Genomic DNA, 25,466 nt, shown 5'->3' with positions numbered 1-25,466 from the left:
GCGGATGAGAACCAGGATCAGACTCGATGGAATAGATGAGGCCGTTGACAGCGCAAATTTCGGTAAATAGTGCCAGAGATTGTGTATTTACTGGAAGGTTAGGTCCATCGGTCAATCGAGATAGTAACTCTCATGCGATCAAGTATCCAATTCTGCGTTGGCAGTTAATCTTTCGGTAGGAAAAATTGCACTCAAAGCGTAATTGGATCCGGGCTTAATGCATTTCAGTTTGTCGACGCTCACGGGCGAGCAGATCAGGGCAGGGCGCGCCCTCGCTCGTATAGATCAGTCTGACCTGGCACGGCGCTGCGGCCTCAGCCTGGAGACCATCAAGCGACTGGAGCGGATCCGGGGGCGCGTGGACGCCAACAGCCGGACGCTTCGCGCGCTGTTCGAAGCCTTTTCAACCATGGGAGTGGCGTTTGAAAGTTGCGAGGGCGGCGGCCTGGGCGTCTGCCTCGCGCCGGGGTCGTTTTCCCTGGCGGCTCCCGGCGCGATCCGCCCACCCGGGTCGCTCCGGAAGACGGATCAGACTGGCGCCGACGTCGGATGCCATCGGCTGATATACTACAGCACAGCCAATCCGGAGAGCCCGCGTCCGCTCCACGAACTTCTCGAACAGGTCGAGGTTTCGGGCGGGCGGAGAAAGGCCACCCTGCATGTCACGGGAATCCTCGTCGCACTTAACGGACAGTTCCTCAGCGTCCTTGAAGGCCCCAAGGACAACGTCCGGCAGGTCTATGGGGCGATCTCGTGCGATCTTCGCCCTGCGTCCCTGTCGATCATCAGCGACCAGTCAGCGCAAACGCGATACTTCCCGGACTGGGGCGTCTGCTGCGGCCTGTTCCAGTCAGATGCCGAAACGGTCGAGAACGAACCAGCGCTCAGGGATGGCTTTCATCCCGAAAGCCTGTCCCCGTCCTCGGCGCTGGGACTGCTCAGCATTATGCGGGACCTGAAGGACTCGTCTCCCAGGAAGTACTTGCACTCGCGCTGTCCCTGCCCGCTGGCGGGCGCCTGCCTTGATCATACCTGTGCCAGCGGCGCGTCCGTCGCCTGCCAATCTGATCATGGGGCTCCGGCGCTGTGACAATCCGCCGCACTACGCGCTTGATTGAACCCTGAGTGCAAAGCGGCGCCCTTGGCGGCGCATGAATCGATCCGCCGGTTCAAGGCTCCGGCGCCTGCGTCACTCAACAGGCCCCCCCGTCGCTCGCAGCAGGTTTGCTGCGTCTGCAAATCACCTCAGGCGTGACGGTCAGGACCAATCGGGTGCGGATGTTGAAGTGGATAGATCGAATGCCGAGGCTCCGCTTCCCGATGCTATCCGACCCGGCCTCTCCTTAAGTCCTGACGAGCTCCTGTGGCACCTGAATCGGGCGCAGGCTGTGGCCCAGCTGGGAAGCTGGGAATGGAATATCTCCACGGGCGAGTTGCGCTGGTCCGACGAGGTTTTCAGCCTGTTCGGCCTGCCGGTAGATGCCTTCGGAGCCAGCTATTCCACTTTCCTCGACCGTATTCACCCCGACGACCGAGGGACGGTGGAGGAGACCGTCAGACGCGCTGCCGAAGACAGCGCTGCCTATGAACTCGACTATCGGATCCTTCGGCCCGACGGTGAAATCCGCTTCGTCCACGAGTCCGGCGAAGTCGAGCGTGATCGGGCGGGCGGTCCACTTCGCATGCGCGGAATTGTCCAGGATGTGACCCGCTCGCGAGCCGTCGAGAGATCGGCCACGCGCAATCAGGACATGCTTACAGGAATGTTCCAGATATCGCCGGAAGCGATAATCGTTGCCAGCCAGGAGGGACGGGTCGTCATCTTCAGTGCGGGGGCCGAGGCGGTGTTCGGCTATGCAGCCCACGAAATAGTCGGGGAATCCATTGAATGGCTAATGCCCGAACGCTTTCGCGCCAACCATGGCGAACTCGTCGCCCGTTTCTCCGCGGGGCAGCGTGACAGTCTGCAGATGGCGCAGCGCGCGCCTGTCCACGGACTACGGAAGGATGGCGTCGAAATCCCGATCAAGGCCTCCCTTGCCCGGATCGTCGCGGGGGGCGAAACGCTGTTCACGATCATCGTGCGTGATTTGACCGAACGGCACCAGATTGAGGCCCGTCTGATCGAAGCCCGAGAGCATGCCGAGCAGGCCAACCGGGCGAAGTCAGAGTTTCTCGCCAATATGAGCCACGAGCTCCGGACGCCGCTCAATGGCATTCTGGGGGTGGCTGAATCCCTCGCCATCGACACCGCCGAGCCCAGAAAAAAGGAGATGGTGGAACTGATCGCCACCTCCGCCCGCGCCCTTGAAGCCTTGCTCACCGATATCCTCGACCTCGCTCAAATTGAAGCCGGCCGCATGGATATCCAGCACCAACCGTTCGATCTTGAGACCATGGTGCGAAGTGTGAGCGCGCTCTTCGGTGCGAGCGCCATGTCCAAGGGGCTCGCCTTCGAACTGGACCTGCCCGGGGAAGCCTGTGCGCGCTTCATGGGGGATGAGAAGCGGCTGCGCCAGGTGCTGAACAATCTGCTCAGCAATGCAGTGAAATTTACCGACGCCGGCCATGTGAAGCTGACGTTGGAGGTGGTCGAAATCGTTGGCTCCCCGGGGGTCCGGTTTGCTGTGGAGGACACGGGCATCGGATTCGACAATGCTGCGAAGGTTCGCCTGTTCAACCGGTTTGAACAGGCGGACGGTTCGATCACTCGTCGGTTCGGGGGCACCGGACTGGGTCTGTCCATCTGCAAGGTCCTCGTCGAACTGATGGGCGGAACGATCCGGGTTGAATCCCGACCCGGCGAGGGCGCGACCTTCATCTTCGAGGTGCCGTTGGCTCTTGCCGGAATGGTATCTGCATCACCGGAGCAGGGCGCGACTTTCGTGGTCGCATCGGCCGAGAGGCGCTTGCGTATTCTGCTGGCAGAGGACCATCCGGCGAACCGGCGCGTGGTCGAGTTCATGCTGGAACCATTGGGGGTCGACCTGCTCAGCGTCGAGAACGGGGAACTCGCCGTGGCCGAGGCCGCCGCAGGGTCATTCGACCTCATCCTCATGGACATGCAGATGCCGGTAATGGACGGGCTGGAGGCCATTCGGCGCATCAGGGAGAGGGAGCGGGACGAGGGATTGGACCGCGCGCGTATCTGTATGCTGACGGCGAACGCCCTGCCTCAGTTTAAGGGAATTGCTGAGGAAGCAGGAGCTGACGACTTCCTGACAAAGCCTATCAGCGCCCAGGCCCTGATTGGTCGGGTGCTGGCGGTTGGCTCAGTGACCGAAGTCCCGTCGGGACCGATTTTGAAGGGCTGATGTCACGCATATGTCTGTACTCACCTCCGCAAAGGCTCCGGGGGGCGGCGTAAATCGCTCATCAGTCGGCGGATTTCGCCGGGGGCTCGTGCGCCGTAGGTTCATCTCCAGCCTGAGTAGGCCGGTCGGGAAGATCGGCGTTACTCCGTCCCGGCCCCGCTGCAGATTTTCGAGCCATCGCCCGGAATGAATGCCATGCTTCCGGCGCAGACACTGTTCAGTCTTGCCGCCGATCGGTTACGGCCTCGCAACCCGAACCTTTGCCGTCCGAAGCCGGTCTGATCCCCAGTCCCTCGCCCCCGCTACCCCGCCTTCGCCGCCTCGATCGCTGCAGCGACCTCCTGCGGATTGATGCTGGCCGTGGTCTTGCCGTTGATCAGGAAGGTCGGGGTGCCGACGAGGCCGAGGGTGGCGCCGGTCGTGTGGATGTCGGCCAGAAGGCGGTCGGTGCCCGTGTCGGCGATGACGGCGGCGGCCTGCGCCATGTCGACGCCGTTGGCGGCGAGGATGCGGTCCACGCTCTCGCGGGTCAGGCCGTTCTCGGCCATCAGGGCCTGGTGGACGGCGAGGTATCTGCCCTGGCGGTGGGCGGCCAGGGCGGCGCGGGCGGCGTAGTTGGAGCTGGTGTCGTCGCCCCGGTCGAGGATGGGCCACTCCTTGAAGACGAAGCGGACGTCGGGATTGGCGCGGATCAGGGCCAGATAGTCCTCCGACACTGCCTTGCAGCCCGGGCAGCGGTAGTCGAAGAATTCCACCACCGTGACCTTCGCATCGTCGGGGCCGAAGGCCGGATCGCGCGGGTCGGGGGCCATCAGGGCGGCGTTGGCGGCGACGGCGGCGTTGATGGTGTCGACCCGGTTGCCTTCCTCGGCCAGCTGACGCGCCTGCACGGCCTCGTCGAGCACACCGGGGTTGGCGAGCAGATAGGCGCGCACCTTGCCGCCGAAATCACCGCCGGTCAGGTAGGGGGCGGCGGACAGGCCCAGGGCGACGACCGACACCGCGACGGCGAGGGCGCCGCCCCGGCCACCGGCGAACCAGGCCAGGGGATCGCGTGCGGTCGACTTTTCGTCCGAAGACGGGGCAGGGGCTTCGTCGGTCATTCAGGTCTCGAAAGAAGGCGATCAGGCGCCCGGAGGGGCGACGACGGTCTGGCGGTCGCGGCGTTGCTGCTGACGACGGTCGAGGTCGTCGATGTCGTCCATCGTGGCGCCGGACGCCAGGACGATGTCCATCGCGCGCCGCCACTCGTTCGAACCGCGCGGCAGCATGTCGCGGGCGCGCAGGGCGAACTGGGTGGCCTGTTCCTCGCCGCCGGCCGCGAAATAGTATTCGGCCGAGGCCAGACGCGCCTCGCCCTCCTTGCCCTGGGAGGCATAGGCCTGACCCAGCAGACGCCAGGCCAGGGTGTTGTCGTCCTCGCGGGCCACGGCGCGCTTCAGCTCGTCGACGGCCTCCTCGAGGTTGGCGCTGTCGTTGGTCTCGATCAGGGCGTGGGCCAGGTTGATGCGCAGCAGGGGGGCATCGGGCTTGAGCCGGATCGACTCGCGGTGGGCGTCGATGGCCTCGCGCGGGCGGCCTTCCTCGAACAGGATCTGGCCCTTGAGCTCCCACAGGTAGGGGTTTTCGACGTCGGCGGCGATCAGGACGTCGACAGCATCCAGCGCTCTGGACGTTTGTCCGTCCCTGTACCAGGCGATGGCGCGGGCATAACGGGCCGGCAGGGAGGTGTCGTTGTCCAGATAGGTGCGCAGGGTCTGGGTCGGAGGGTCGGTGAAGGCGCGGATCTTGGCCTGGATCAGATGCAACTGGGCGAGGCGTTCGGGGCTGTCGACGACATTGTAGTGGGATGCCGCCTCGACCGGGCGGCGCAGGGCCTCGATGCGTTGGCCGGACAGGGGGTGGCTGCGGAAATAGGGGTAACGACGGGCGTCGGAGAAGACTTCCTGGGCCCGCATGTTCTCGAAGAATTCGACGAGGCCGCGGCCGGACTGTCCGGCGGCCTCAAGGGCCCGGGCGGCGGTCAGGTCGGCCTCGCCCTCCTGACTCTGCATGTAGCGCAGGGCGCCGAGGGTGCCGAAATACTGGCCGGACCCCACCAGGGCCATGCCGGCGCCGGGCTCGCCCGCCGCGATGGCCAGGGCGCCCAGGGCCATGGACATGAGGAAGGGCTGCATGCCGGCGGCCTGGGCCCCGTCGCGCAGGGTGTGGCGGTTCTTGATGTGACCGCCTTCGTGGGCGATCACGCCCAGCAGCTCGCCGGGCGATTCGGAGCGAAGGATGGTGCCGGTGTTGATGCCCATGATCCGCCCGCGTGTGGCGAAGGCGTTCAGCTCCGGATCGTTGATCAGAAGAACCTCGACCTCGGACGGTTCCAGACCCATGGCCGTGAAGACCGGGTCCGACCATTCGCGGATGATGCCCTCGACCTCGGTGTCACGGATCGTCGACTGGGCGGAGGCGGGGCCGGCCGCCGCCATCACGAGGACGGCGGCGGACGCGGCGACCCACCCGAGGACGGAGGACGCGACGCGGGTCGGCCGGATCATGGCGAACTCCTTCGAACGGCGCCCCCGCCACATGGCCCTAATCTAGGCGCGGTTCGTCACAGACGCCACCATCCGCGTTTCGGCTTGGCGGGCGGGGCGGTGATCTGGTTCGGATCGGCGGCGATGATCGCGGACAGGTCGGCCTCGGGCGCCGGCGGAGCGACGTCCTCGGCCACGACCAGTGTCGCAGGATCGACCGGCGCCGGCTCGACTTCAGCCTCGACGACGGGAGCCGGTTCCGCCTCGACGAAGGCGATTTCGGGCTCCAGCGGCGGGGCGACAGCCTCGACCGGCTCGGTGGAGACCATTTCGGCCTCGACCGCCGAGGCGGCCGTCTTGCGACGGACGCGACGGCGCTGGGGCTCGGGCGCGATCTCCGGAGCGACAGCGTCAGAGGCGTCTTCCGGAAGGATCACGGCCATCGGGGCCTCGGGGTCGCCGTCGGCGGGCATGCCCTCGTTGGTGGCGCGACCCTCGACCTTCAGATCGTGCGGCGTGGCGCGTTCGCCGCGACCCCGGCCGCGACGGCGGCGACGCGAGCGACCGCCTTCGCGATCCCCGGCCAGTTCGCCCTCGGGACGTTCGCCGATGATTTCCTCGACGTCGCGGGCGGCCTCGGCCGTGTCACGCGCGGGTGCGGCCGGACGTTCGGCGCGCGGGGCGGGGTTGATCGGGTCGAACCAGACATAGGGATCGTCCAGCGACGGCGTGCGGCCCCGGACCCAGAAGAAGGAGCCCGTACCGCCGCCGGCGCCTGCGGTGTCCCCGTCCTCGCGGATGCGACGTCCGCCACGGCGACCCCGACGACGGCGGCGACCGGCCTCGCTGTCATCGTCATCGGCGGACAGACCCTCGACCTCGGCGTCGGCGGCCACGGGTGCGGCCTCCTCGTCGCGACGACCGCCGCGACGGCGACGGCCCCGGCCGCGACCCCGGTCGCCGTCCGAACGCTCTGCCCGTTCTGCGCGTTCGCGCGGCTCGTCGTCGTCGGAATCCTCGCGGTCCAGGGCGTCCTCGTCGTCGTCCCCGGCGATGACGTCGTCCTCGTCGTCGTTGTCGTCTTCGTCCTGCCAGGCGTTGTCGTCGAAGTCGTCTTCGAGATCGGCCAGGGTGACGCCGGCTTCCGGCGCGACGAAGTCCTCATTGGTCTCGGTGCGCTCGATGGCGCTCTCGCCCTGACCCATGCGGTCGTCGATCTGGATGATCACAGCCAGGCCGCGACGCTCCAGCAGGCGCTGCAGATAGTCCCGCTTGTGGTTCAGGATGTAGAGGGCGACGGCCGAGGAGACCTTCAGGTTGATCGAACCCGCGCCATTCTTGCCGGCCTCGATGTCCACGGCCCGGAGCACCATCAACGCTGCGCTCTCTGCGGAACGCACGCGTCCGGCGCCCTGGCAGTGCGGACAGACCTCGGTGGCGCCTTCCAGCACGCCCAGACGGCGACGCTGGCGGCTGATCTCCATCAGGCCGAAGCCGGAGATGCGGCCCATCTGGATGCGGGCCCGGTCGTGGCTCAGCTCATCCTTGAGGATGCGTTCGACGGTCCGGTTGTTCTTGGACTCGTCCATGTCGATGAAGTCGATGACCACCAGGCCGGCGAGGTCGCGCAGGCGCAGCTGGCGGGCGGCCTCGACGGCGGCCTCGCAGTTGGTCTTGAAGGCCGTGGCCTCGACGTTGCGTTCCTTGGTCGCGCGACCCGAGTTGACGTCGATGGCGACCAGGGCCTCGGTCTGGTTGATCACCAGATAGCCGCCGGACTTCAGCGGCACGATCGGTTGGTGGATCTGCGTCAGCAGCTCCTCGATGCCGTTGGCCGCGAACAGGGGCCGGGAGCCCTGATACAGATGCACCTTCTTGGCCTGCGAGGGCATCAGCACCCGCATGAAGTCGCGCGCCTCCTTGAAGCCCTCGACGCCCTCGACCTGGATGCCGTCGAAATCCTTGTCGAACATATCGCGCACGGCGCGGCGGACCAGGTTCTCTTCCTCGTAGATCAGAGAGGGGGCGTGGGAGGCGAGGGTGGTCTCGCGGATCGTCTCCCACAGGCGCAGCAGGTATTCATAGTCGCGCTTGATCTCGGCCTTGGTGCGCTTGGCGCCGGCCGTGCGGATGATCAGGCCCATGCCGCGCGGCACGTCCAGGGCGGCCGCAGCGGCCTTCAGGCGCTTGCGGTCGGAGGCCTGGGTGATCTTGCGGGAAATGCCGCCGCCCTTGCCGGTGTTGGGCATCAGGACGCAGTAGCGGCCGGCCAGCGACAGCCAGGTGGTCAGGGCCGCGCCCTTGCCGCCGCGCTCGTCCTTGACGACCTGGATCAGCAGGATCTGGCGACGCTTGATGACGTCCTGGATCTTGTAGCGGCGCATCAGGCGACGCTTCAGGCGTTCCTCTTCGGCCATGCCGCCTTCGGAATCGCCGTCGTCGGAGTCACGGGCGTGCTCGTCGTCGTGATCGTCCTCGGCCGAATGGGCCTCGGCCATGATCGCGTCGCGGTCGGCGGCCGGGATCTGGTAATAGTCGGGGTGGATTTCGTTGAAGGCCAGGAAGCCGTGGCGGTTGCCGCCGTACTCGACGAAGGCGGCCTGAAGGCTGGGCTCTACGCGGGTGACCTTGGCGAGGTAGATATTGCCGCGAAGCTGGCGTTTGGTTTTCGACTCGAAGTCGAATTCCTCAACCTGGCGGCCGTCCACGATAGCGACGCGGGTTTCTTCCGCGTGCGCTGCATCGATAAGCATCGTCTTTGACATTGAAAGTATCTCTCTGGCGCGCTCTGCCGGGGCCTGAATAGGCCGTGGCGGCTCGCCGAACGGGGTAAGGGGCGGACGCGTGCGTCATCCCGTCGTCGCGGCGATGGCCGAAGACGACTGCGACCGGCCCGAAGCGGGCTGTCGGTTCACGGGAGAGACAGGCGGAAATGCCCATGGGTTCTGGTCGGTCCTGGACCCGCACGCGCCGATGGCGTCGCAAGATCCGGTTCGGATAAGCCCGGCTTTTTCGATCGATGGGCCCGCCACAGACTTCAGTCAGAGACAGGGTTCGCACGATCCGCGAAGGCGGGAAGTCAGCGCCGCGCCGGGGCCGCGCCGATCCGACAAAGCGGCGGCGCGATCGTTCGCGGACGGATGCAAGCATAGGCATGCCGCACGCGAATGGAAAGGCGGCGCTCCGCTTTAGGCGGACGCGGGCCGGAAAACGCCGCCGCTTAACCCAATCCAAACCGCCGTCTGTCAGGAAGGACCCAACAAAGAAGGTGGGTCCGCCGTCAGAATGACCGGTCGCAAGTATTTCAACCTGTCCGGCTGGGGCCCGCGAGAGTGGGCCATGACGGCGCTCGCCTTGCTGGTGCTGGGTGTCGTGCTGCTGGTCAGCACGCGCGGCCTGGCCGCCGGTGCGACCGGCGACGTGCGCGGCGTGCGCTTCGGCGGAGATGTGCAGCGGACGCGGATCGTCATCGATCTGGACCGCTCGGCTCGCGGGGAAGTGATCGAGAGCGGGGATCGCGGCTCCGTCGTCCTGACGCTCGCCGGGGTCGGCGCCGGTCGCGGCGTGGACGGCGCGGGCTCGGGTCTGGTCCGCGACTGGCGTGTCAGCGCGTCGGGCACGGCGTCGCGCGTGCAACTGGGGCTGGCCCGGACGGCGCGGATCGAACGCCGCTTCCTGCTGCCGCCTGGCGACGGGGTGCCCCACTATCGCTATGTCATCGATATCGCCGCCACTGGCTCGGCGCCCCTTCCCGCGACCGGGGGCCAGGCGCCGCGTCCCGAACAGCGCCGTACCGAGCGCCCGCTGATCGTGATCGACGCCGGTCACGGCGGCCGCGATCCCGGAGCCCAGGGCGCGCATCGCAGCGAGAGCGAGGTCACCCTGGCCGCTGCGTTGGCGCTGCGTGACGAACTGAACCGGACCGGTCGCTATCGCGTGATGCTGACCCGCGAGACCGATGCCTATGTCGACCTGTATCGCCGCGTGCGCATCGCGCGCCAGGCGGACGCGGATCTGTTCATCTCGCTGCACGCCGACGCGGGCGCGGATCCGGCCACGCGCGGGGCGTCCGTCTATACCCTGTCCGAACAGGGTGCGACGCGGGCGGTCCGCGAGGTCACCCGCAGCGACGACTGGCACCGCGACCTGCATCTGCCCGGGCGCGACCCGTCGGTGGACCGTATCCTGCTCGACATGACCCAGCGCGCGACCCAGAACCGGTCTGCCCAGTTCGCGCGTGTCCTGCTCACTCATCTGGAGGCGGCGGACCATCCGCTGCTGCGCCGCAGCCACCGCGACGCCGGTCTGGCCGTGCTGCTGGCCCCCGACGTGCCGGCCGTGCTGCTCGAGATGGGGTTCATCACCAATCCGGACGACGAGCGGGCCCTGGGCGACACCGCGCAACGCCGCCGGCTGGTCAGGGCCGTGGCAGAAGGGATCGACCGGTATTTCCGCGAGCCGTCTCCCTTGCTTCAGGTCGCCTCCAACGGCGTTTCCGGCGGCCAGCCCTGAGACCCTGCGTCCGAAGCTGACGTCCCGGGCCGTGCAATCGCGCGCCGATCGCCTACATCGGCCGGATGCGACTGCGGGTCATCGATCTCGAAACCACCGGCGGGGACCGGACCTCTGAAATCATCGAGGTCGGAATCGTCGATGTCGTGCAGGATGGGGAGGGCTGGAGCGCCCGGCCGCCGGTGTCGAAACTGTTCCGGCCGAGGGGCGAGATTTCGGTCCATGCCATGGCCGTCCACCATCTGACGCCCGAGCATTTCTGCGACGCCGATCCGCATTGCGACGAATACGCCCTGCGCGCCCTGTTCGCCGAACTGGGGCCCGCCGATGTCATGGTCGCCCACGCCGCGCGGTTCGAACGGAGCTTCATCGCCGATACGGCGCACGGCGGCCTGCCGTGGATCTGCACGGTGCGGTCGTCGAAACAGGCCTGGCCCGAGGCGCCGGGGCATTCGAACCAGGTGCTGAGGTACTGGCGCGGCTTCCGGCTGGACCCGGCCCTCGCCGATCCGGCGCACCGGGCCGGACCCGACGCCTGGGTCACCGCCCATATCCTGATGGATCTGCTGCAGGCGCATTCGGTCGACGAGATGCTGGACTGGACGCGGGCGCCGCGCGAGCTGTCGGTCGTTCCCTTCGGCAAACATCGCCGGAAGCCCTGGTCCGTTGTTCCGGCCGACTATCTGCACTGGATGGCGGCCCAGACGGATATGGACGCGGACGCCGTGGCGGCGGCGCGCGCCGAACTCGAACGGCGAAAAGTCAGCTAGCCCCGCTTGGCGGCGCGGGCTACATCGGGCCGAGCGCGTAGTCGGAGAAGTCTTGGTGAAGGTTGCCGAACGGTGGTTCGTGATGGCGGGCATCGGCCTTTTGGGCGCGATCGCGCTCGCAGGGCTGATCGTGGCGGTCTATGCCGCCTGGCTGTTCCATGACCTTCCTGATGCGTCCGAGCTGGCCGACTACCGGCCGGCGACCGCGACGCGGGTCTATGCCGGCGACGGGACGCTGATCGGCGAGTTCTCGGACGAGCGGCGCATCTATGTGCCCTACGAGCAGATCCCGACGCCGGTCGTGCAGGCCTTCCTGGCCGCCGAGGACCGCAACTTCTTCCAGCACGGCGGCATCGACGTCTCGGGCCTAGGCCGCGCCATGTTCAAGAACGTCTTCAACTTCGCCACGGGGCGCAGGCTGGAAGGCGGTTCGACCATCACCCAGCAGGTCGCCAAGAACGTGCTGCTGACCAATGAGTCGACCATCGGCCGCAAGCTGAAGGAAGCGATCCTGTCCAGCCGGCTGGAAGCGACCCTGTCCAAGGAGCAGATTCTCGAACTGTATCTGAACGAGATCTTCCTGGGCTACCGGTCCTACGGCGTGGCTTCGGCCGCCTACAACTATTTCGGCAAGTCGCTGGCGCAGCTGACGCCGGATGAGGCGGCCTTCCTCGCGGCCCTGCCTAAGGGGCCGAACAACTACCATCCGAAACGCCACCCCGAGGCGGCCAAGGGCCGTCGCGACTGGGTGCTGGGCGAGATGGCGCAGAACCAGTTCATCACCCAGGCGCAATATCAGGAGGCGGTCGCGCGTCCCCTGACCACCCGGGCCGCACCGCGGCGCGCCGAATACCAGGATGCCGACTTCTTCGTCGAGGAAGCGCGCCGTCAGGCGGCGGCCAACCCTGAGTTCGGCTCCCAGCTGAACGCCGGCGGCTTCTATATGCGCACCACCCTGGATCCGTCGTTGCAGACCGCGGCGCGGGACGCCCTGATGCGCGGGCTCGAGAACTATGACCGTCGTCACGGCTGGCGCGGCGCATGGGGCACGACCGATTTCGCTCCGGGCTGGCAGGCCGTGGCCCTGCGCCAGACCGCGCCGCCGGAACGCCGCGAGTGGCGCGCCGCCGCCGTCGAGAGCGTGTCGGGCAATACCGTCCAGATCCGCACCGCGCGAGACGATACGACCGGCAGCCTGATCGTCGCGGACGCCGCTTGGGCCAACGCCAACCGCCCGCTGAAGCGCGGTGACCTGATCTTCGTCGAGCCGCGCAATGGCCAGTTCGCCCTGAAACAGGTTCCGGCCGTCAACGGCGCCATGGTCGCCATCGAACCGCAGTCGGGACGTGTCTTGGCGATGGTCGGCGGCTATTCCTACGCCCTGTCGAGCTTCAACCGTGCGACCCAGGCGCGGCGTCAGCCGGGCTCGTCGTTCAAGCCCTTCGTCTATGCCGCCGCACTGGAAGGCGACTTCACCCCGGCCTCGATCGTGGTCGACGGGCCGATCAGCTTCGCCGGCGGGGCCAACGGGCAGCGTTGGACGCCCGAGAACTACAGCCGCCGCTACTACGGCCCCTCGACCCTGCGTCGCGGTCTGGAGCTGTCGCGGAACGTCATGACCGTGAGGCTGGCCAACACCATCGGCATGGAGCGGGTGGTCGAACTGTCCGAACGAATGGGCGTGGCCGACAACCTGCAACCCAACCTGTCGGTGTCTCTGGGGGCGGGAGAGGTCACGGCCTATCACCTGACCGCCGCCTATGCCGCCTTCGTCAACGGCGGGCGCCGGGTCGACCCGTACCTGATCGAATACGTCCAGGACCGGGACGGCGAGACCATCTACCGCGCCGACCAGCGTCGTTGCCGCGACTGCGGACGCGCCTTCTCCGGCCAGGCATCGCCCTTCCTTGAGGCGCGCGGGACCCAGGTGATCGATCCGATCACCGCCTATCAGATCTCGTCGATGCTCGAAGGCGTGATCCAGCGCGGCACGGCCGCCAGCGCCCGCGGCCTGGGCCGCTGGGTCGGCGGCAAGACCGGCACGACCAACGAGTACCGCTCGGCCTGGTTCGTGGGCTTCACCACCGACATCGTGGTCGGCGTCTATATCGGCTTCGACGACAACCGGTCGCTCGGTTCCGGGGAGGCGGGCGCCTCGGCGGCCGTGCCGATCTTCGTCGACTTCATGGAGGACGCCCTGCGCGAGCGTCCGGCGCGTCCGTTCGTGCGTCCGCGCGGCGCCATCTTCCGCACCGTGAACGGGTTCGAGGAAGCCTTCCGCCCCGGCACCGAGCGTCGGCGCGAGGAAGAGCGCCGCGATACCGGGCCTGCCGTGCCGCAAGGTCCGCAGAACTATAACGAAGTCATTCGTCGCGAGCAGGAAGCGGCCGCCGGGATCACGTCCGGACCCTCCGCGCCCCCGCCGTCCACGCCGCCTGCGCCCAAGCAGGAACCGGCGGCGGACCTGGACGGACTGTTCTAGGTGGCTGGTGGTTGGTGACGGGTGGCCGGACATCCCGTCACCGGTCAAGAGCCACCAATCACTGAAAGCCCTTCCCCTACCGACCGGCGCGCTCTATCTCCGCGCCTTCGCACCGTAAGGATTTGCATATGAGACCGGATGTCGAGGCCATGAAGGCCGACATCGAGCAGAGCGTCGCTCTGCTCAGGAGGCGTCTTTGACTGGGATGTCGCCAACCGAAAGCTTGATGAGCTGAACGCCCGGGTCGAGGACCCGACACTCTGGGACAAGCCCGACGAGGCCCAGGCCGTGAGCCGGGAACGCTCCAGGCTTGAAGCGCAGATCAACACCGTCAAGGCCATGGAGCGCGAGCTTGAGGACGGCGTCATGCTGTCCGAAATGGCCGAGGAAGAGGGCGACGAGGCGACGCTCGACGAAGCCCGCGCCCAGCTGAAGGCCATCAAGGATCGCGCCGCCCGCGCCGAGCTGGAAGCCCTGCTGTCCGGTGAGGCCGATGGCAACGACGCCTATCTGGAAGTGAACTCCGGCGCCGGCGGCACCGAGAGCTGCGACTGGGCCGGGATGCTGCTGCGCATGTATTCACGCTGGGCCAAGGCGCACGGCTATGAGGTCGAGATCGAGGCGTCGGAAGACGGCGACCAGGCCGGCATCAAGTCGGCGACCATCCTGGTCACGGGACCGAACGCCTATGGCTGGCTCAAGTCGGAATCGGGCGTGCACCGCCTGGTGCGTATCAGCCCCTATGATGCGGCGGCCAAGCGGCACACCTCGTTCGCCTCGGTCGGCGTCTCGCCGGTCGTGGACGACACGATCGAGATCGACATCAATCCGTCAGACGTCCGCACCGACACCTATCGCGCCTCGGGCTCGGGCGGCCAGCACATCAACAAGACCGATTCCGCCGTCCGCCTGACCCACATTCCGACCAATACGGTCGTGGCCTGTCAGGCCGGGCGATCCCAGCACCAGAACCGCGAACAGGCCTGGAAGATGCTGCGCGGTCGTCTGTACGAACTTGAGCTGCAGCGGCGCGAGGCGGCGGCGCAAGCCATGGCGGACGCCAAGACCGACATTGGCTGGGGTCACCAGATCCGCAGCTACGTCCTGCAGCCCTATCAGATGGTCAAGGATCTGCGGACCGAGGTCGAGACCTCGGACACCCAGGGCGTGCTCGACGGCGATCTGGACGCCTTCATGGGCGCGGCCCTGGCCCAGCGGGTCGGCGAGACGCGCGGCTCCACCGTCGACTAGAAACAGAAAGGGCGGCTCGTGATCGAGCCGCCCCTGGTCATTCTGGTGACCTTGGCTTTCGCCCTGGTCAAATCCTGGCGAGTTTGGTCACACCGATTTCAGGTCGATAATCTGCGGCTTGTCCTCGACCGGAGGCGCGGCCATGACCGGAGCGACGGGGGCCGCGAGGTCGGCGGCCGGGGTCGGAGCGGCCGGACGCGGAGCCGGGGCGACGGGTGCAGGCGCCTCGCGGCGGCTCTGCAGGACGCGGCCCTGGAAATAGGCCCCAATGTCGATCGACAGCTGCTCGGCCGTGATGTCGCCGTCGACGTAGGCGGTCGAGACCAGCTTGACCTGTTTGCCGGTCACAGCGCCGACGATCCGGCCACGAACCTCAAGATAATCAGCGGTGACGTTGCCTTCGATGGCGCCGGTCTCGCCGACGATCAGCCGGCCGACGCGGACGTCGCCCTTGACCGAGCCGTCGACCTGGAGGTCGCCGGCGCCCGAGACATTGCCTTCGAACTGCAGGTCCGACGACAGGGTCGACAGGCCGCGCGAAGAGGCGATCGGCGACGGAGCCGGAGCCGGAGCAGCCGAGCGGTTCATGCCGGGCGACGGCAGATCCGGCAGCGGCGGGATCGGCGGCGCGTTCGACGAACGGTCCTGCGCGGCGGGGGCGGGGGATTTGGTTTTATTGAACAATCTGGTCTCCTGCTCGGAAGAAGCGGGCGGGGTTCTGGGGTCGGCCATCCATCCACACTTCATAGTGCAGGTGAACGCCGGTGGAGCGTCCTGTCGTGCCCATGGCGCCGATCCGCTGGCCCAGCGCGATGCGCTGGCCGGGCTGGACGGCCATGGCGTTCAGATGGGCGAAGCGGGTCTTGAAACCGCGACCATGGTCTATCTCAACGGTGTTGCCATACCCTGAACGAACACCGGCGAAAGACACGATTCCAGGAGCGGTGGCGAAGATCGGCGTGTTCAGGGGCGCGGCGAAGTCCTGGCCCTGATGAACCGCCGGGCGGCCGTTGAACGGGTCGAAACGGACACCGAAACCCGAGGTGGTGCGGGCCTGGGTCGGGCGGTCGAACGGCAGGTGTTCGGCGGCGTCCGAGAGATTGCGCATTTCCGACAGGTTGTCGGCGGCGTGACGGATACGGACCGCGAAAGGCTCGTCCACGTCGAGAATGGCAGCTAGGGCCTGGGGGTCGCGGGCTTCGACCAGTGGACCGCCGAGGGCGGATCCGGAGGCGACGCCGTAGGCGGCGGGGTTTAGACCCGCGAGGCGGAAGGCGAGGCGCAGCCGCTCAGCGCGGGTCTGGGCGAAGTCGCCGGCCCGTTCGATCAGCCGCTCCTGGTCCATACGGACTGCGACGATACGCTGGACGGGGCGAGCTTCGGTGGCGCTCAGGGCCGGGGAGGGGGTCAGGGCGGCCTCCGCGCCGTCGACGCCGCGGAACATGCCCATGACGTTCGTCAGGGCCGCGTGGCGTCGCTCGACCATCCGGGCCATCTCGTCGAGGCCTCCGGTCGTGGCCGACATGCGGACGACGGCGGTTTCGAGGCGGGCCTGCAGATCGGCGTTCAGGCGTTCGGAGGCGGCGCGTGCCTTGACGACCTCGGAATCCGCCTGGCTGCGAGCGACCATGTCGAAGATGAAGCCGCCCGAGGCGACCAAAGTCCAGGCGGCGGCGGCGATGGCCACGCTCGCCATCATCATCTGCTTGCCGCTGGTCAGCACATAGCCGCGGATGTCGTCTCCGTTCGAGCGCAGATAGACATGCCGCTCCGGAAACCATCGCTCGACCAAAGAGGGCCGGACCACTCCCTGTTCTTCATGCATTCGAACACGCCCCCACGTACCGGGAAGCGTTATCCGTGAACTGTTGCGAGACGGCAATACCGTTCACGCAATGTTAACCACGTTGCCCGTCTCAGGCGGTCAAAACGAATCTATTCAGGCCTAGATTCGCGTGCAGAGCGTATTCCGATAGACTGTCGAGAAGGCAGGCTAGTCTTCCCCGACCCGTCCGTCGTCGGATCAAACCTCTTTCGCGGCCGCGAGTACGGCCTCGGCGTGCCCCTTGACCCGGACCTGACGCCAGACCTTGCGGACCAGACCGGCGCCGTCGATCAGGAATGTGGCCCGTTCGACGCCCATATACTGGCGGCCGTAGAGGGTCTTCTCGACCCAGACCCCGTAGGCCTCGGTGACGGTTTCGGCCTCGTCGGAGCCAAGAACGACCTTGAGGTCGTGTTTGGCCTTGAATCGGTCGAGCTTTTTCACCGGGTCGCGCGAGATGCCGATCACCTGGATCCCCGCCGCGTTGAAGGCGTCGATCTGGGCCGAGAAGTCGATGGCCTCGTTGGTACAGCCGGGCGTGTCGGCCTTCGGATAGAAGAAGACGACCGTGGGGCCGGCGAGGGTCGCGCGACCGCCGCCGTCGGCGGGGATGTCGAATGCGGGGGCTTTGGAGCCTTCGATGATTTCGGTCATGGCCATCAGACCGGCCGCACGAGCAGGAGCTTCTTCTTGCCCGCCGCCAGTTTGATGACCCCGTCCGCATTGACGTCGGACGCCTCGATCAGGCGCGCACCGTCGGCGATCGCCTCGTCGTTCAGCCGCAGGCCCCCGCCCTGGGCCAGGCGACGCGCCTCGCCGTTGGACGCGGTCAGGCCTGCTCGGGTGGCGACGGCGGCCAGCATGGCGCCGATCACCTCGCCCGAAGGCAGTTCAACAGTCGGCAGATCGGTCGACAGCGTGCCCTGTTCGAACGCGCCTTCCGCCGCCGCGCGGGCCGAGGCCGCGGCCTCTGCGCCATGCAGCAATGTCGTGGCCGCGTCGGCCAGCGCCTTCTTGGCGTCGTTGATCGCGGCGCCTTCCAGCGCCTCGAACCGGGCGATCTCGTCCAGCGGCATGTCGGTGAACAGGCGCATGAAGCGCCCCACGTCCGCGTCCTCGGCGTTCCTCCAGAACTGCCAGTAGTCGTAGGGGCTCAGCTGTTCGGCGTTCAGCCAGATCGCGCCTTGCGCCGTCTTGCCCATCTTGCCGCCCGAGGCCGTCGTCAGAAGCGGCGTGGTCAGGCCGAAGGCGGCCTTCTGGTCCACGCGACGCACCAGATCGACGCCCGAGACGATGTTGCCCCACTGGTCCGAGCCGCCCATCTGCAGCGTCACATTCTGGCGGCGGTTCAGCTCAAGGAAGTCCACCGACTGCATCAGCATGTAGTTGAACTCGAGGAAGGTCATCGGCTGCTCGCGCTCGAGCCGCAGCTTGACCGAGTCGAAGGCCAGCATCCGGTTGACCGTGAAATGGGTGCCGTAGTCGCGCAGGAATTCGATGTAGCCGTATTTCGACAGCCATTGATCGTTGTCGATCATGATCGCGTCGGTCGGGCCGTCGCCGAAGGTCAGGAATTTCTCGAACACGGTCCTGATGGAGGCGATGTTCGACTGGATCGTCTCGTCGGTCAGTTGCGGGCGCGAGGCGTCCTTGCCGGTCGGGTCGCCGACCTTGGTGGTGCCGCCGCCCATGATGACGACGGGCCGGCCGCCGGCCTGCTGGAGCCGACGCAGCATCATGATCTGGATCAGGCTGCCGACGTGCAGGCTGGGCGCCGTGGCGTCGAAACCGATGTAGCCGGAGACGACCCCGGCCTTGGCCGCCGCATCCAGCTCGGCCGGATGGGTGATCTGATGGATGTATCCGCGCGCCTGAAGCGTCTGCAGGAAGTCGGACTGGAAGAGGGGGTCGGTCATGGGATCGGCTTTGTACGGGAAGATGGGGCGTGTAGCACTTGGCTGCCCGGCGAGTCAGCCTCGGAACCCCACATGCGCTGGATACAGCTAGCCTTCCTGATCGCATCGTCCCTGCTGGCCGCATGGCTGGTGGGTGCCAATCTGCCCCTGTTGTGGGAATTGATCGCCGACAGCTCGTCCTACACTTGGCGCCTTGCCGGGGCGGCTGTCCTGGTTCCCGTCACCGGCGTGACGGCGGCGTGGAGTCTGTGGTCCCGGCGCCGACCCTTGGCAGCCTGTTTCGTCACGCTGTGCTGGATGGCGCTCCAGATGTCCGGTCTGCCATGGAGGCTGGTGTCGTGACCCGCCAAACCTTGACGGCGTTCGGGCAGGGTCGCGGCGTGGTGTCGGCGATTACGGCCGATGTCATATCCACGCCGTCGGGGTTGCACGTCAGCTTCCGGGTGGATGGCGATCTTCATCGCGTGAACGTGCCTGATCCTGCATCCCCGCAGCGCACCGACGGGCTCTGGCGCACCACCTGCCTTGAGGTCTTCGTGCACGCCGGCGAAGGATACTATGAATTCAATCTGTCTCCGTCGGGACAATGGGCGGCCTATCGTTTCGGCAGCTATCGGCAAGGCATGGCCGAGGCTGATATCGGAGCGCCGACGCTCTCAACGGAGCGAGACGACCGCGGTTTTCGACTGACGGCGCGAATGGAATTGCCGCACGACGCCGACGGCCGGCTGGCCTTGTCGGCGGTGATCGAACAGACCGACGGGGCGAAGACATATTGGGCGCTGGCCCATCCGTCCGATAAGCCTGACTTCCATCATCCCGATTCCTTCGTTCTGGACCTGCCATGAAATTCGGCATCGACCGCGTTCTCTCCGAGCCCGATCTGCAGGCCGCGCTGAAGGGGCGGCGGGTGGCGCTGGTGGCGCATCCGGCCTCGGTGACGGCCGACCTGACGCATTCGATCGACGCCCTGATCGCCTCCGGCGTGCGGATCAGCGCCGCCTTCGGGCCCCAGCACGGGATGAAGGGCGATCTGCAGGACAACATGATGGAGAGCCCGGACGAGACCGACCCGGTCCACGGCTTCCCCGTCTTTAGCCTGTATGGCGAGGTGCGTCGCCCGACCGGCCAGATGATGAGCACGTTCGACGTGGTGCTGATCGACCTGCAGGACCTGGGCTGCCGCATCTACACCTTCATCACGACCCTGCTGTACGTGCTGGAGGCCGCCGCCGAGCACGGCAAGGAGGTCTGGGTGCTGGACCGGCCCAACCCCGCCGGACGGCCGGTGGAGGGCACGACCCTCGTCGCGGGCTGGGAGAGCTTCGTCGGCGCGGGTCCCATGCCGATGCGCCACGGCATGACCCTGGGCGAACTGGGCCACTGGTTCATCGATCACTTCAAACTGAACGTCGCCTATCGTGTCATCGAGATGCAGGGCTATAACCCCGAGGCCGGGCCGGGCTACGGCTGGCCGTTGGGTCAACGCGCCTGGATCAACCCCAGCCCCAATGCCCCGAACCTGTCGATGGCGCGCGCCTATCCCGGCACGGTGATGGTCGAGGGCGCGACCTTGTCGGAGGGCAGGGGCACGACCCGGCCGCTGGAGCTGTTCGGGGCCCCCGACATCGACGCCCGCGCCGTGATCGCCGAGATGAAGGCCTTCGCGCCCGAGTGGGTGAAGGGCTGCGTGCTGCGCGACATGTGGTTCGAACCGACCTTCCACAAACACGTCGGCCAGCTGTGTAGCGGAGTTCAGATCCACGTCGAGGGGCCGCACTACGACCACGCCGCCTTCCGGCCCTGGCGGGTCCAGGCGCTTGGGTTCAAGGCGATCCGGCGGCTGTATCCGGACTACGGCCTGTGGCGGGACTTCCCGTATGAATACGCCTTCGGGAAGCTGCCGATCGATGTGATCAACGGCGGGCCGAGCTTGCGGGAATGGGTCGACGACGCGAGCGCGACGGCGGCCGATCTGGATGCGATCGCGGAGCCGGATGAGGCGGCCTGGATCGAGACGCGCAAGCCGTTCCTGATCTACTGACCTAGAACCTCCGGGCGACGCCCATGCCGAACTCTACATCCGGGCTGTCGTCGTTGAGGCCGAAGTTGAGGCCGAAATCGACCTGGGCGTTCGGCATCGACGGCGGAGTCCAGACTGCGGTCAGGTCGAAGGTCGACTGGGTCGTCGCCTCGATCGGATCGTCGTCATGGCTAACCCAGACCTCGGCGCCCAGGGCCCACTGGCCGACGCCGCGCCCGACGCCCGCGACCATCGTATAGGCGGCGTGGCGGCCGTCGCCGTCGCTATCGGCCACGATGTCGATCTCGGGCGACAGCGACAGGCCCCAGTCGTCGTTCAGCGGCAGGGAGATCGGCAGGACGATCCCGCCCTCGAAGCCGTCGCCACGCACGTCGCGCGATCCGGTCGGGGCTGTGATGAAACCGGCCAGGGCGACCGACACGCCCGACCCGTCGGGATTGGCGAGCGAGTGGCGGAAGCCGATCTGGATGTCGCTGACGCCATCGACCGTCTCGCTGACGCCCGTCGAGCGGTCCGTGACCTTCTCGGTCGTCCAGGACGTGATGCCGAACTGGATCTCGGTCAGCGGCGTCAGGCCGTAACGGAGAAACAGGTCGCCATAGGCCCGGCTTTCGGCTCTCGAGGCGCTGTCGGTCTGGCGTGCGCCGTCGATCAGGCCGACCTCCGCCTGCCAGCGGCCGACATCAAGAATGCAGGTCGGCGTGCCCTTGCCGGGCCGGTCGGCGCAGAAGTCGCGCAGATCCGCGTCCGGAACCCTTTGGGCTGCTGCGGGCATGGCCGCGACGCATGCGGCAGCAAGCGCGAACGCGCCGAAGGTCATCTTGCGGATCATCACGTCCCCCGAATCCAGAGTTGGACCATAGAGGGTGACGGCTGACGGAAGAAGCGTCTGTGAACCGCCGTCAGACGATGTCAGGCCGGCTTTTCTTCCAGACGCTTGTCCAGGTACAGGCCGACGCGGCGATCGACCGCGCCGATGTGGTCCTGCCAGAAGTGGCTCGCGCCTTCTTCCAGCTCATAGTCGATGACGATGCCCTTCTGGGTGCGCAGCTTGTTGACCACCCGCTCGACCTCGACCGGTGGCACGATGGTGTCGGCCGTGCCGTGCAGGAACAGGCCCGAGGCCGGGCAGGGGGCCAGGAAGGAGAAGTCGTACATGTTCGACGGCGGCGAGACCGAGATGAAACCGTCCGTCTCGGGGCGCCGCATCAGAAGCTGCATGCCGATATAGGCGCCGAACTGATAGCCGCCGACCCAGGTCTGGGTGGCGGCGGGGTTGTTGGACTGCAGCCAGTCGAGGGCCGTGGCCGCGTCGGCCAGCTCGCCGATGCCCGAGTCGAACTCGCCCTGGGACTTGCCGACGCCGCGCGAGTTGTAGCGCAGGGTGGCGAAGCCGCGTTTCTGGAACAGCTGGTAGAGGGTGACCGTCACCGGGTTGTTCATATGCCCGCCGGCCTTGGGGTGCGGGTGCAGGATCAGGGCGATGGGCGCGTTGGCGCGCTTGCCGGGAGAGTAGCGGCCTTCGATGCGACCGGAGGCGCCGGGCAGGATGACTTCAGGCATGGGGCTCTGGAATCCGTTCAATTCTGTCGTTTCGGGCCCGCCGAATACTTGACCGCAGGGGTAGGACTTTCTAAGTCCCGTCTGCGTTCGGCCGCCTCGCGAAGCGGCGGGTCATAGCACAAGACCCCTGAAAAGCGCGCGATTTTTGAGGATGGGCGATGCGACTGTCGACCAAGGGACGATACGCCGTGATGGCGATGGCCGATCTGGCCCGGCATGGCCGGGCGGAAGCTGGCGAAGGCCGCGCCGTGTCTCTGGCCGAAATCGCCACGCGACAAGAGATTTCATTGAGTTATCTGGAGCAGTTGTTCGCACGGCTAAGAAAAAGCGGGCTTGTGCGCAGCGTCCGCGGTCCGGGCGGCGGCTATCGTCTGGCCAAGACGGCCGGCGAAACCGTGGTGTCCGAAATCGTCCTGGCGGTCGATGAACCGATCCGCGCGGTGCGTTGCGCGGCCCACGGAACGCCGCGCGGCTGCATGCTGGGCGGCGAACGCTGCATCACCCACAATCTGTGGGAGGATCTGGGCGACGAAATCCACCGCTATCTGTCCAGCGTGTCTCTGGAAGACGTGATCCTGAACCGCACCAGTCGTCGCCCGACACCGGGCGGGCGCCCGGTCGCGAGCGAAGTCGGGGTGGCGGCATGAGCGGCGTCTATCTCGACTACAATGCCTCCGCCCTGGTGCGGCCAGAGGTGCTGGCGATCATGGCCGAGGCCCTGGCCGACAACGGGAATCCGTCGGCCGTCCATGCGGCCGGGCGGCGAGCAAGGGCGCGGGTCGAGACGGCGCGGGCGAAGGTGGCGGGACTGGTCGGCGCCGATCCAACGGCCGTCATCTTCACCTCCGGAGGCACCGAGGCCAATGCCCAGGCCCTGCAGAGCGCCTTGGCGGCCGGGTGTGAGCGGCTGATCGTCTGCACGACCGAACATCCCTGCGTGGTCGAGGCGGCCATGGCCTCGGGCAAGCCGGTCAAGCCGCTGCCGGTCGACGACCGCGGCGTCATCGACCTGGTCAAGCTCGGACAGCTGCTGAGCCAGACCGGCGGCCGGGCCGTCGTCGCCATCCACCACGCCAACAACGAAAGCGGCGTGGTCCAGCCAATCGCCGAGGCGGCGCGGATGGTGCGGGCGGCCAAGGGCTGGCTCCACGTCGACGCCATCCAGTCGGCGGGCAAGATCCCGGTCGACATGCGCGCCCTGGGCGCCGACAGCCTGACCCTGTCCGCACACAAGCTGGGCGGACCCCAGGGCGTGGGCGCGCTTGTGCTCGGCGAAGGCTCGTCGGCAGTTCGCATCCTGCACGGCGCCGGTCAGGAACGCGGCCTGCGCGCCGGGACCGAGAACGTGCCTGGCATCGCCGGCTTCGGCGTCGCGGCCGACTGCGCCGTGCGCGACCTGCCGCAGGCCGGGGCGCACAAGGCCTGGCGCGACGCGGCCGAGGCGGCCGTCGAGGCGGCCGGAGCCACGATCCTGGGCAAGGGCGCGCCGCGCCTGCCCAACACACTGTTCCTGTCGGTCGCCGGCTGGGACAGCCCGCAACAGCTGATCGTGCTCGATCTGGACGGCGTCATGGTCTCGGCCGGCAGCGCCTGCTCGTCCGGCAAGACCAAGCCCAGCCGCGCCATCGTCGCCATGGGGCGGATGGACCTGGCGACCGGCGGCGTGCGCGTCTCCGGCGGCTGGGGCACGACCGAAGACGATTGGTCGCGCTTCGCTTCGGCCTGGGCCTCCGCATATGAAAAGCATCGCGCGCGACAGTCGCAGCGCGCCAAGGAAACCGCCTAAGCCATGGCCGCCGTTCAGGAAACCATCGACGCCGTCGCCGCGCTGGAGAAGTACGAGCACGGCTTCACCTCCGACATCGAGACGGAATACGCCCCGCGCGGGCTGAACGCCGACATCGTCCGCTTCATCTCCGAGAAGAAGGGCGAACCGGAGTGGATGCTGGAATGGCGCCTGGCCGCCTATGAGCGCTGGCTGGCGATGGAGGAGCCGACCTGGGCGTCGGTGAAGTATACGCCGGTCGACTACCAGTCGCTGTTCTATTACGCCGCGCCCAAGAAGAAGGACGGGCCGAAGTCGCTGGACGAGGTCGATCCCGAAATCCTCGAAATCTACAAGAAGCTGGGCATCCCGCTGAAGGAGCAGGAGGTCCTGGCCGGCGTCGAGGGCGCGCCCCGCTACGCCGTGGACGCCGTGTTCGACAGCGTCAGCGTGGTCACCACCTTCAAGGCCGAGCTGGCCAAGGTCGGCGTGATTTTCATGCCGATTTCCGAGGCCTTGCGCGAATATCCTGATCTGGTGCGGCAATATCTGGGGTCGGTCGTTCCGGTCTCGGACAACTATTTCGCGGCCCTGAATTCGGCGGTCTTCTCCGACGGATCGTTCGTCTACATCCCGCCGGGCGTGCGCTGCCCGATGGAGCTGTCGACCTATTTCCGCATCAATGCGAGCCAGACCGGCCAGTTCGAACGCACCCTGATCATCGCCGACAAGGGCAGCTATTGCTCCTATCTGGAGGGCTGCACCGCCCCGATGCGCGATGAGAACCAGCTGCATGCGGCCGTGGTCGAGCTGGTGGCGCTGGACGACGCCGAGATCAAATATTCGACGGTCCAGAACTGGTACCCCGGCGACGCCGAAGGCAGGGGCGGCATCTACAACTTCGTCACAAAGCGCGCCGACTGCCGCGGCGACCGGTCGAAGGTCAGCTGGACCCAGGTCGAGACCGGCTCGGCCGTGACGTGGAAATATCCGTCCTGCGTCCTGCGCGGCGAGGAGAGCTCGGGCGAATTCTATTCGATCGCCATCACCAACGGACATCAGCAGGCCGACACCGGCACCAAGATGATCCATCTGGGCAAGAACTCGAAGAGCCGGATCATCGCCAAGGCCGTGTCGGCGGGGAAGTCGGACTCGACCTATCGCGGCCTGGTGTCGGTGCACCCCAAGGCGACGGGCGTGCGCAACTTCACCCAGTGCGACAGCCTGCTGATCGGCAAGGACTGCGGCTCCCACACCGTCCCCTATATCGAGGCCCGCAACGGCTCGGCCCAGCTGGAGCACGAGGCGACGACGACGCGCCTGTCCGACGACCAGCTGTTCTACGCCCAGCAGCGCGGGCTTTCGCAGGAAGAGGCGGTGGCCCTGCTGGTCAACGGCTTCGTCCGCGACGTGATGCAGAAACTGCCGATGGAGTTCGCTGTCGAGGCACAGAAGCTGGTGGCGATCAGCCTCGAAGGCTCGGTCGGATAATCAAG

General features: G+C 67.0%; 21 protein-coding genes. 12 read left to right on the top strand and 9 right to left on the bottom strand.

Annotated elements, in window-relative coordinates; genetic code table 11:
• Positions 1 to 217: 217 nt before the first annotated feature.
• Both RMO01_RS04625 and RMO01_RS04620 read left to right on the top strand, forming a co-directional pair.
• On the top strand, positions 218 to 1,090 hold the full coding sequence (locus RMO01_RS04625) for a BLUF domain-containing protein (protein ID WP_309627869.1): 873 nt from the start codon (positions 218 to 220) through the stop codon (positions 1,088 to 1,090).
• A gap of 196 nt (positions 1,091 to 1,286) precedes the next feature.
• Positions 1,287 to 3,314: an ATP-binding protein gene (locus RMO01_RS04620; RefSeq protein ID WP_309627868.1), complete on the top strand. Its 2,028-nt coding sequence runs from the start codon at positions 1,287 to 1,289 to the stop codon at positions 3,312 to 3,314.
• Between the two features lie 302 nt (positions 3,315 to 3,616).
• On the opposite strand, the gene RMO01_RS04615 is transcribed toward RMO01_RS04620, so the two are convergent.
• The 3 genes from RMO01_RS04615 to RMO01_RS04605 are packed head-to-tail and all read right to left on the bottom strand — an operon-like array spanning position 3,617 to position 8,607.
• Complete coding sequence (locus RMO01_RS04615) at positions 3,617 to 4,417, bottom strand: thioredoxin domain-containing protein (RefSeq protein WP_309627867.1); 801 nt, start codon at positions 4,415 to 4,417, stop codon at positions 3,617 to 3,619.
• 21 nt (positions 4,418 to 4,438) lie between these two features.
• Complete coding sequence (locus tag RMO01_RS04610) at positions 4,439 to 5,863, bottom strand: M48 family metalloprotease (protein WP_309627866.1); 1,425 nt, start codon at positions 5,861 to 5,863, stop codon at positions 4,439 to 4,441.
• A 56-nt stretch (positions 5,864 to 5,919) separates the two neighbouring features.
• Positions 5,920 to 8,607 carry an Rne/Rng family ribonuclease gene (locus tag RMO01_RS04605; RefSeq protein WP_309627865.1) on the bottom strand — a complete coding sequence of 896 codons (2,688 nt, stop codon included), beginning with the start codon at positions 8,605 to 8,607 and terminating at the stop codon, positions 5,920 to 5,922.
• A 520-nt stretch (positions 8,608 to 9,127) separates the two neighbouring features.
• On the opposite strand from RMO01_RS04605, the gene RMO01_RS04600 reads away from it, so the two are divergent.
• The 4 genes from RMO01_RS04600 (at position 9,128) to prfB (ending at position 14,857) form a co-directional block, all read left to right on the top strand.
• On the top strand, positions 9,128 to 10,354 hold the full coding sequence (locus RMO01_RS04600) for an N-acetylmuramoyl-L-alanine amidase (protein WP_309627864.1): 1,227 nt from the start codon (positions 9,128 to 9,130) through the stop codon (positions 10,352 to 10,354).
• Between the two features lie 65 nt (positions 10,355 to 10,419).
• Positions 10,420 to 11,124, top strand: coding sequence for an exonuclease domain-containing protein (locus tag RMO01_RS04595; protein WP_309627863.1), 705 nt, complete (start codon positions 10,420 to 10,422; stop codon positions 11,122 to 11,124).
• Positions 11,125 to 11,179: 55 nt separating this feature from the next.
• Positions 11,180 to 13,606 carry a penicillin-binding protein 1A gene (locus RMO01_RS04590; RefSeq protein WP_409013043.1) on the top strand — a complete coding sequence of 809 codons (2,427 nt, stop codon included), beginning with the start codon at positions 11,180 to 11,182 and terminating at the stop codon, positions 13,604 to 13,606.
• A 128-nt stretch (positions 13,607 to 13,734) separates the two neighbouring features.
• A protein-coding gene (gene prfB / locus RMO01_RS04585) for a peptide chain release factor 2 (protein ID WP_309627862.1) occupies positions 13,735 to 14,857 on the top strand; the annotation gives its coding sequence in 2 pieces (ribosomal slippage) (positions 13,735 to 13,803 and positions 13,805 to 14,857; 1,122 coding nt in all).
• An 87-nt stretch (positions 14,858 to 14,944) separates the two neighbouring features.
• On the opposite strand, the gene RMO01_RS04580 is transcribed toward prfB, so the two are convergent.
• The 4 genes from RMO01_RS04580 to tyrS form a co-directional block, all read right to left on the bottom strand.
• On the bottom strand, positions 14,945 to 15,541 hold the full coding sequence (locus RMO01_RS04580; RefSeq protein WP_309627861.1) for a polymer-forming cytoskeletal protein: 597 nt from the start codon (positions 15,539 to 15,541) through the stop codon (positions 14,945 to 14,947).
• Positions 15,531 to 16,682 carry a peptidoglycan DD-metalloendopeptidase family protein gene (locus RMO01_RS04575; RefSeq protein WP_309627860.1) on the bottom strand — a complete coding sequence of 384 codons (1,152 nt, stop codon included), beginning with the start codon at positions 16,680 to 16,682 and terminating at the stop codon, positions 15,531 to 15,533. The genes RMO01_RS04580 and RMO01_RS04575 overlap by 11 nt, the downstream gene beginning before the upstream one ends.
• 198 nt (positions 16,683 to 16,880) lie before the next feature.
• Complete coding sequence (locus tag RMO01_RS04570; RefSeq protein ID WP_309627959.1) at positions 16,881 to 17,336, bottom strand: peroxiredoxin; 456 nt, start codon at positions 17,334 to 17,336, stop codon at positions 16,881 to 16,883.
• A 5-nt stretch (positions 17,337 to 17,341) separates the two neighbouring features.
• Positions 17,342 to 18,598 carry a tyrosine--tRNA ligase gene (gene tyrS / locus RMO01_RS04565; RefSeq protein ID WP_309627859.1) on the bottom strand — a complete coding sequence of 419 codons (1,257 nt, stop codon included), beginning with the start codon at positions 18,596 to 18,598 and terminating at the stop codon, positions 17,342 to 17,344.
• Between the two features lie 72 nt (positions 18,599 to 18,670).
• Here tyrS and RMO01_RS04560 point away from each other — a divergent pair, with 72 nt between their 5' ends.
• Genes RMO01_RS04560 through RMO01_RS04550 form a run of 3 tightly spaced genes read left to right on the top strand, consistent with a single transcriptional unit; the run spans position 18,671 to position 20,642 of the window.
• Positions 18,671 to 18,940: a hypothetical protein gene (locus RMO01_RS04560; protein ID WP_309627858.1), complete on the top strand. Its 270-nt coding sequence runs from the start codon at positions 18,671 to 18,673 to the stop codon at positions 18,938 to 18,940.
• Positions 18,937 to 19,446: a DOMON-like domain-containing protein gene (locus RMO01_RS04555; protein WP_309627857.1), complete on the top strand. Its 510-nt coding sequence runs from the start codon at positions 18,937 to 18,939 to the stop codon at positions 19,444 to 19,446. The genes RMO01_RS04560 and RMO01_RS04555 overlap by 4 nt, the downstream gene beginning before the upstream one ends.
• Positions 19,443 to 20,642 (top strand): DUF1343 domain-containing protein, encoded by a 1,200-nt coding sequence (locus tag RMO01_RS04550; protein ID WP_309627856.1) that lies wholly within the window; start codon positions 19,443 to 19,445, stop codon positions 20,640 to 20,642. Before RMO01_RS04555 ends, RMO01_RS04550 begins: the two co-directional genes overlap by 4 nt.
• A gap of 1 nt (position 20,643) precedes the next feature.
• Here RMO01_RS04550 and RMO01_RS04545 read toward each other — a convergent pair whose 3' ends face one another.
• A complete protein-coding gene (locus RMO01_RS04545; RefSeq protein WP_309627855.1) occupies positions 20,644 to 21,474 on the bottom strand; it encodes a transporter in 831 nt (276 codons plus the stop codon).
• A gap of 80 nt (positions 21,475 to 21,554) precedes the next feature.
• A complete protein-coding gene (locus tag RMO01_RS04540) occupies positions 21,555 to 22,205 on the bottom strand; it encodes an alpha/beta hydrolase (protein WP_309627854.1) in 651 nt (216 codons plus the stop codon).
• Positions 22,206 to 22,363: 158 nt separating this feature from the next.
• On the opposite strand from RMO01_RS04540, the gene RMO01_RS04535 reads away from it, so the two are divergent.
• From RMO01_RS04535 to sufB, 3 genes are read left to right on the top strand one after another with little or no spacing between them, the layout of a single operon-like run.
• Positions 22,364 to 22,852: an Rrf2 family transcriptional regulator gene (locus RMO01_RS04535; protein ID WP_309627853.1), complete on the top strand. Its 489-nt coding sequence runs from the start codon at positions 22,364 to 22,366 to the stop codon at positions 22,850 to 22,852.
• Complete coding sequence (locus RMO01_RS04530) at positions 22,849 to 23,991, top strand: cysteine desulfurase family protein (protein ID WP_309627852.1); 1,143 nt, start codon at positions 22,849 to 22,851, stop codon at positions 23,989 to 23,991. Before RMO01_RS04535 ends, RMO01_RS04530 begins: the two co-directional genes overlap by 4 nt.
• Before the next feature lie 3 nt (positions 23,992 to 23,994).
• The gene (sufB, locus tag RMO01_RS04525; RefSeq protein WP_309627851.1) at positions 23,995 to 25,461 is read left to right on the top strand and encodes a Fe-S cluster assembly protein SufB; all 1,467 of its coding nucleotides are present in this window, start codon (positions 23,995 to 23,997) and stop codon (positions 25,459 to 25,461) included.
• Positions 25,462 to 25,466: the final 5 nt, after the last annotated feature.

The sequence above is a fragment of the Brevundimonas sp. genome (assembly GCF_031412435.1).
Lineage (GTDB): Bacteria > Pseudomonadota > Alphaproteobacteria > Caulobacterales > Caulobacteraceae > Brevundimonas.
This window is presented reverse-complemented; position numbering and strand designations above follow the sequence as displayed.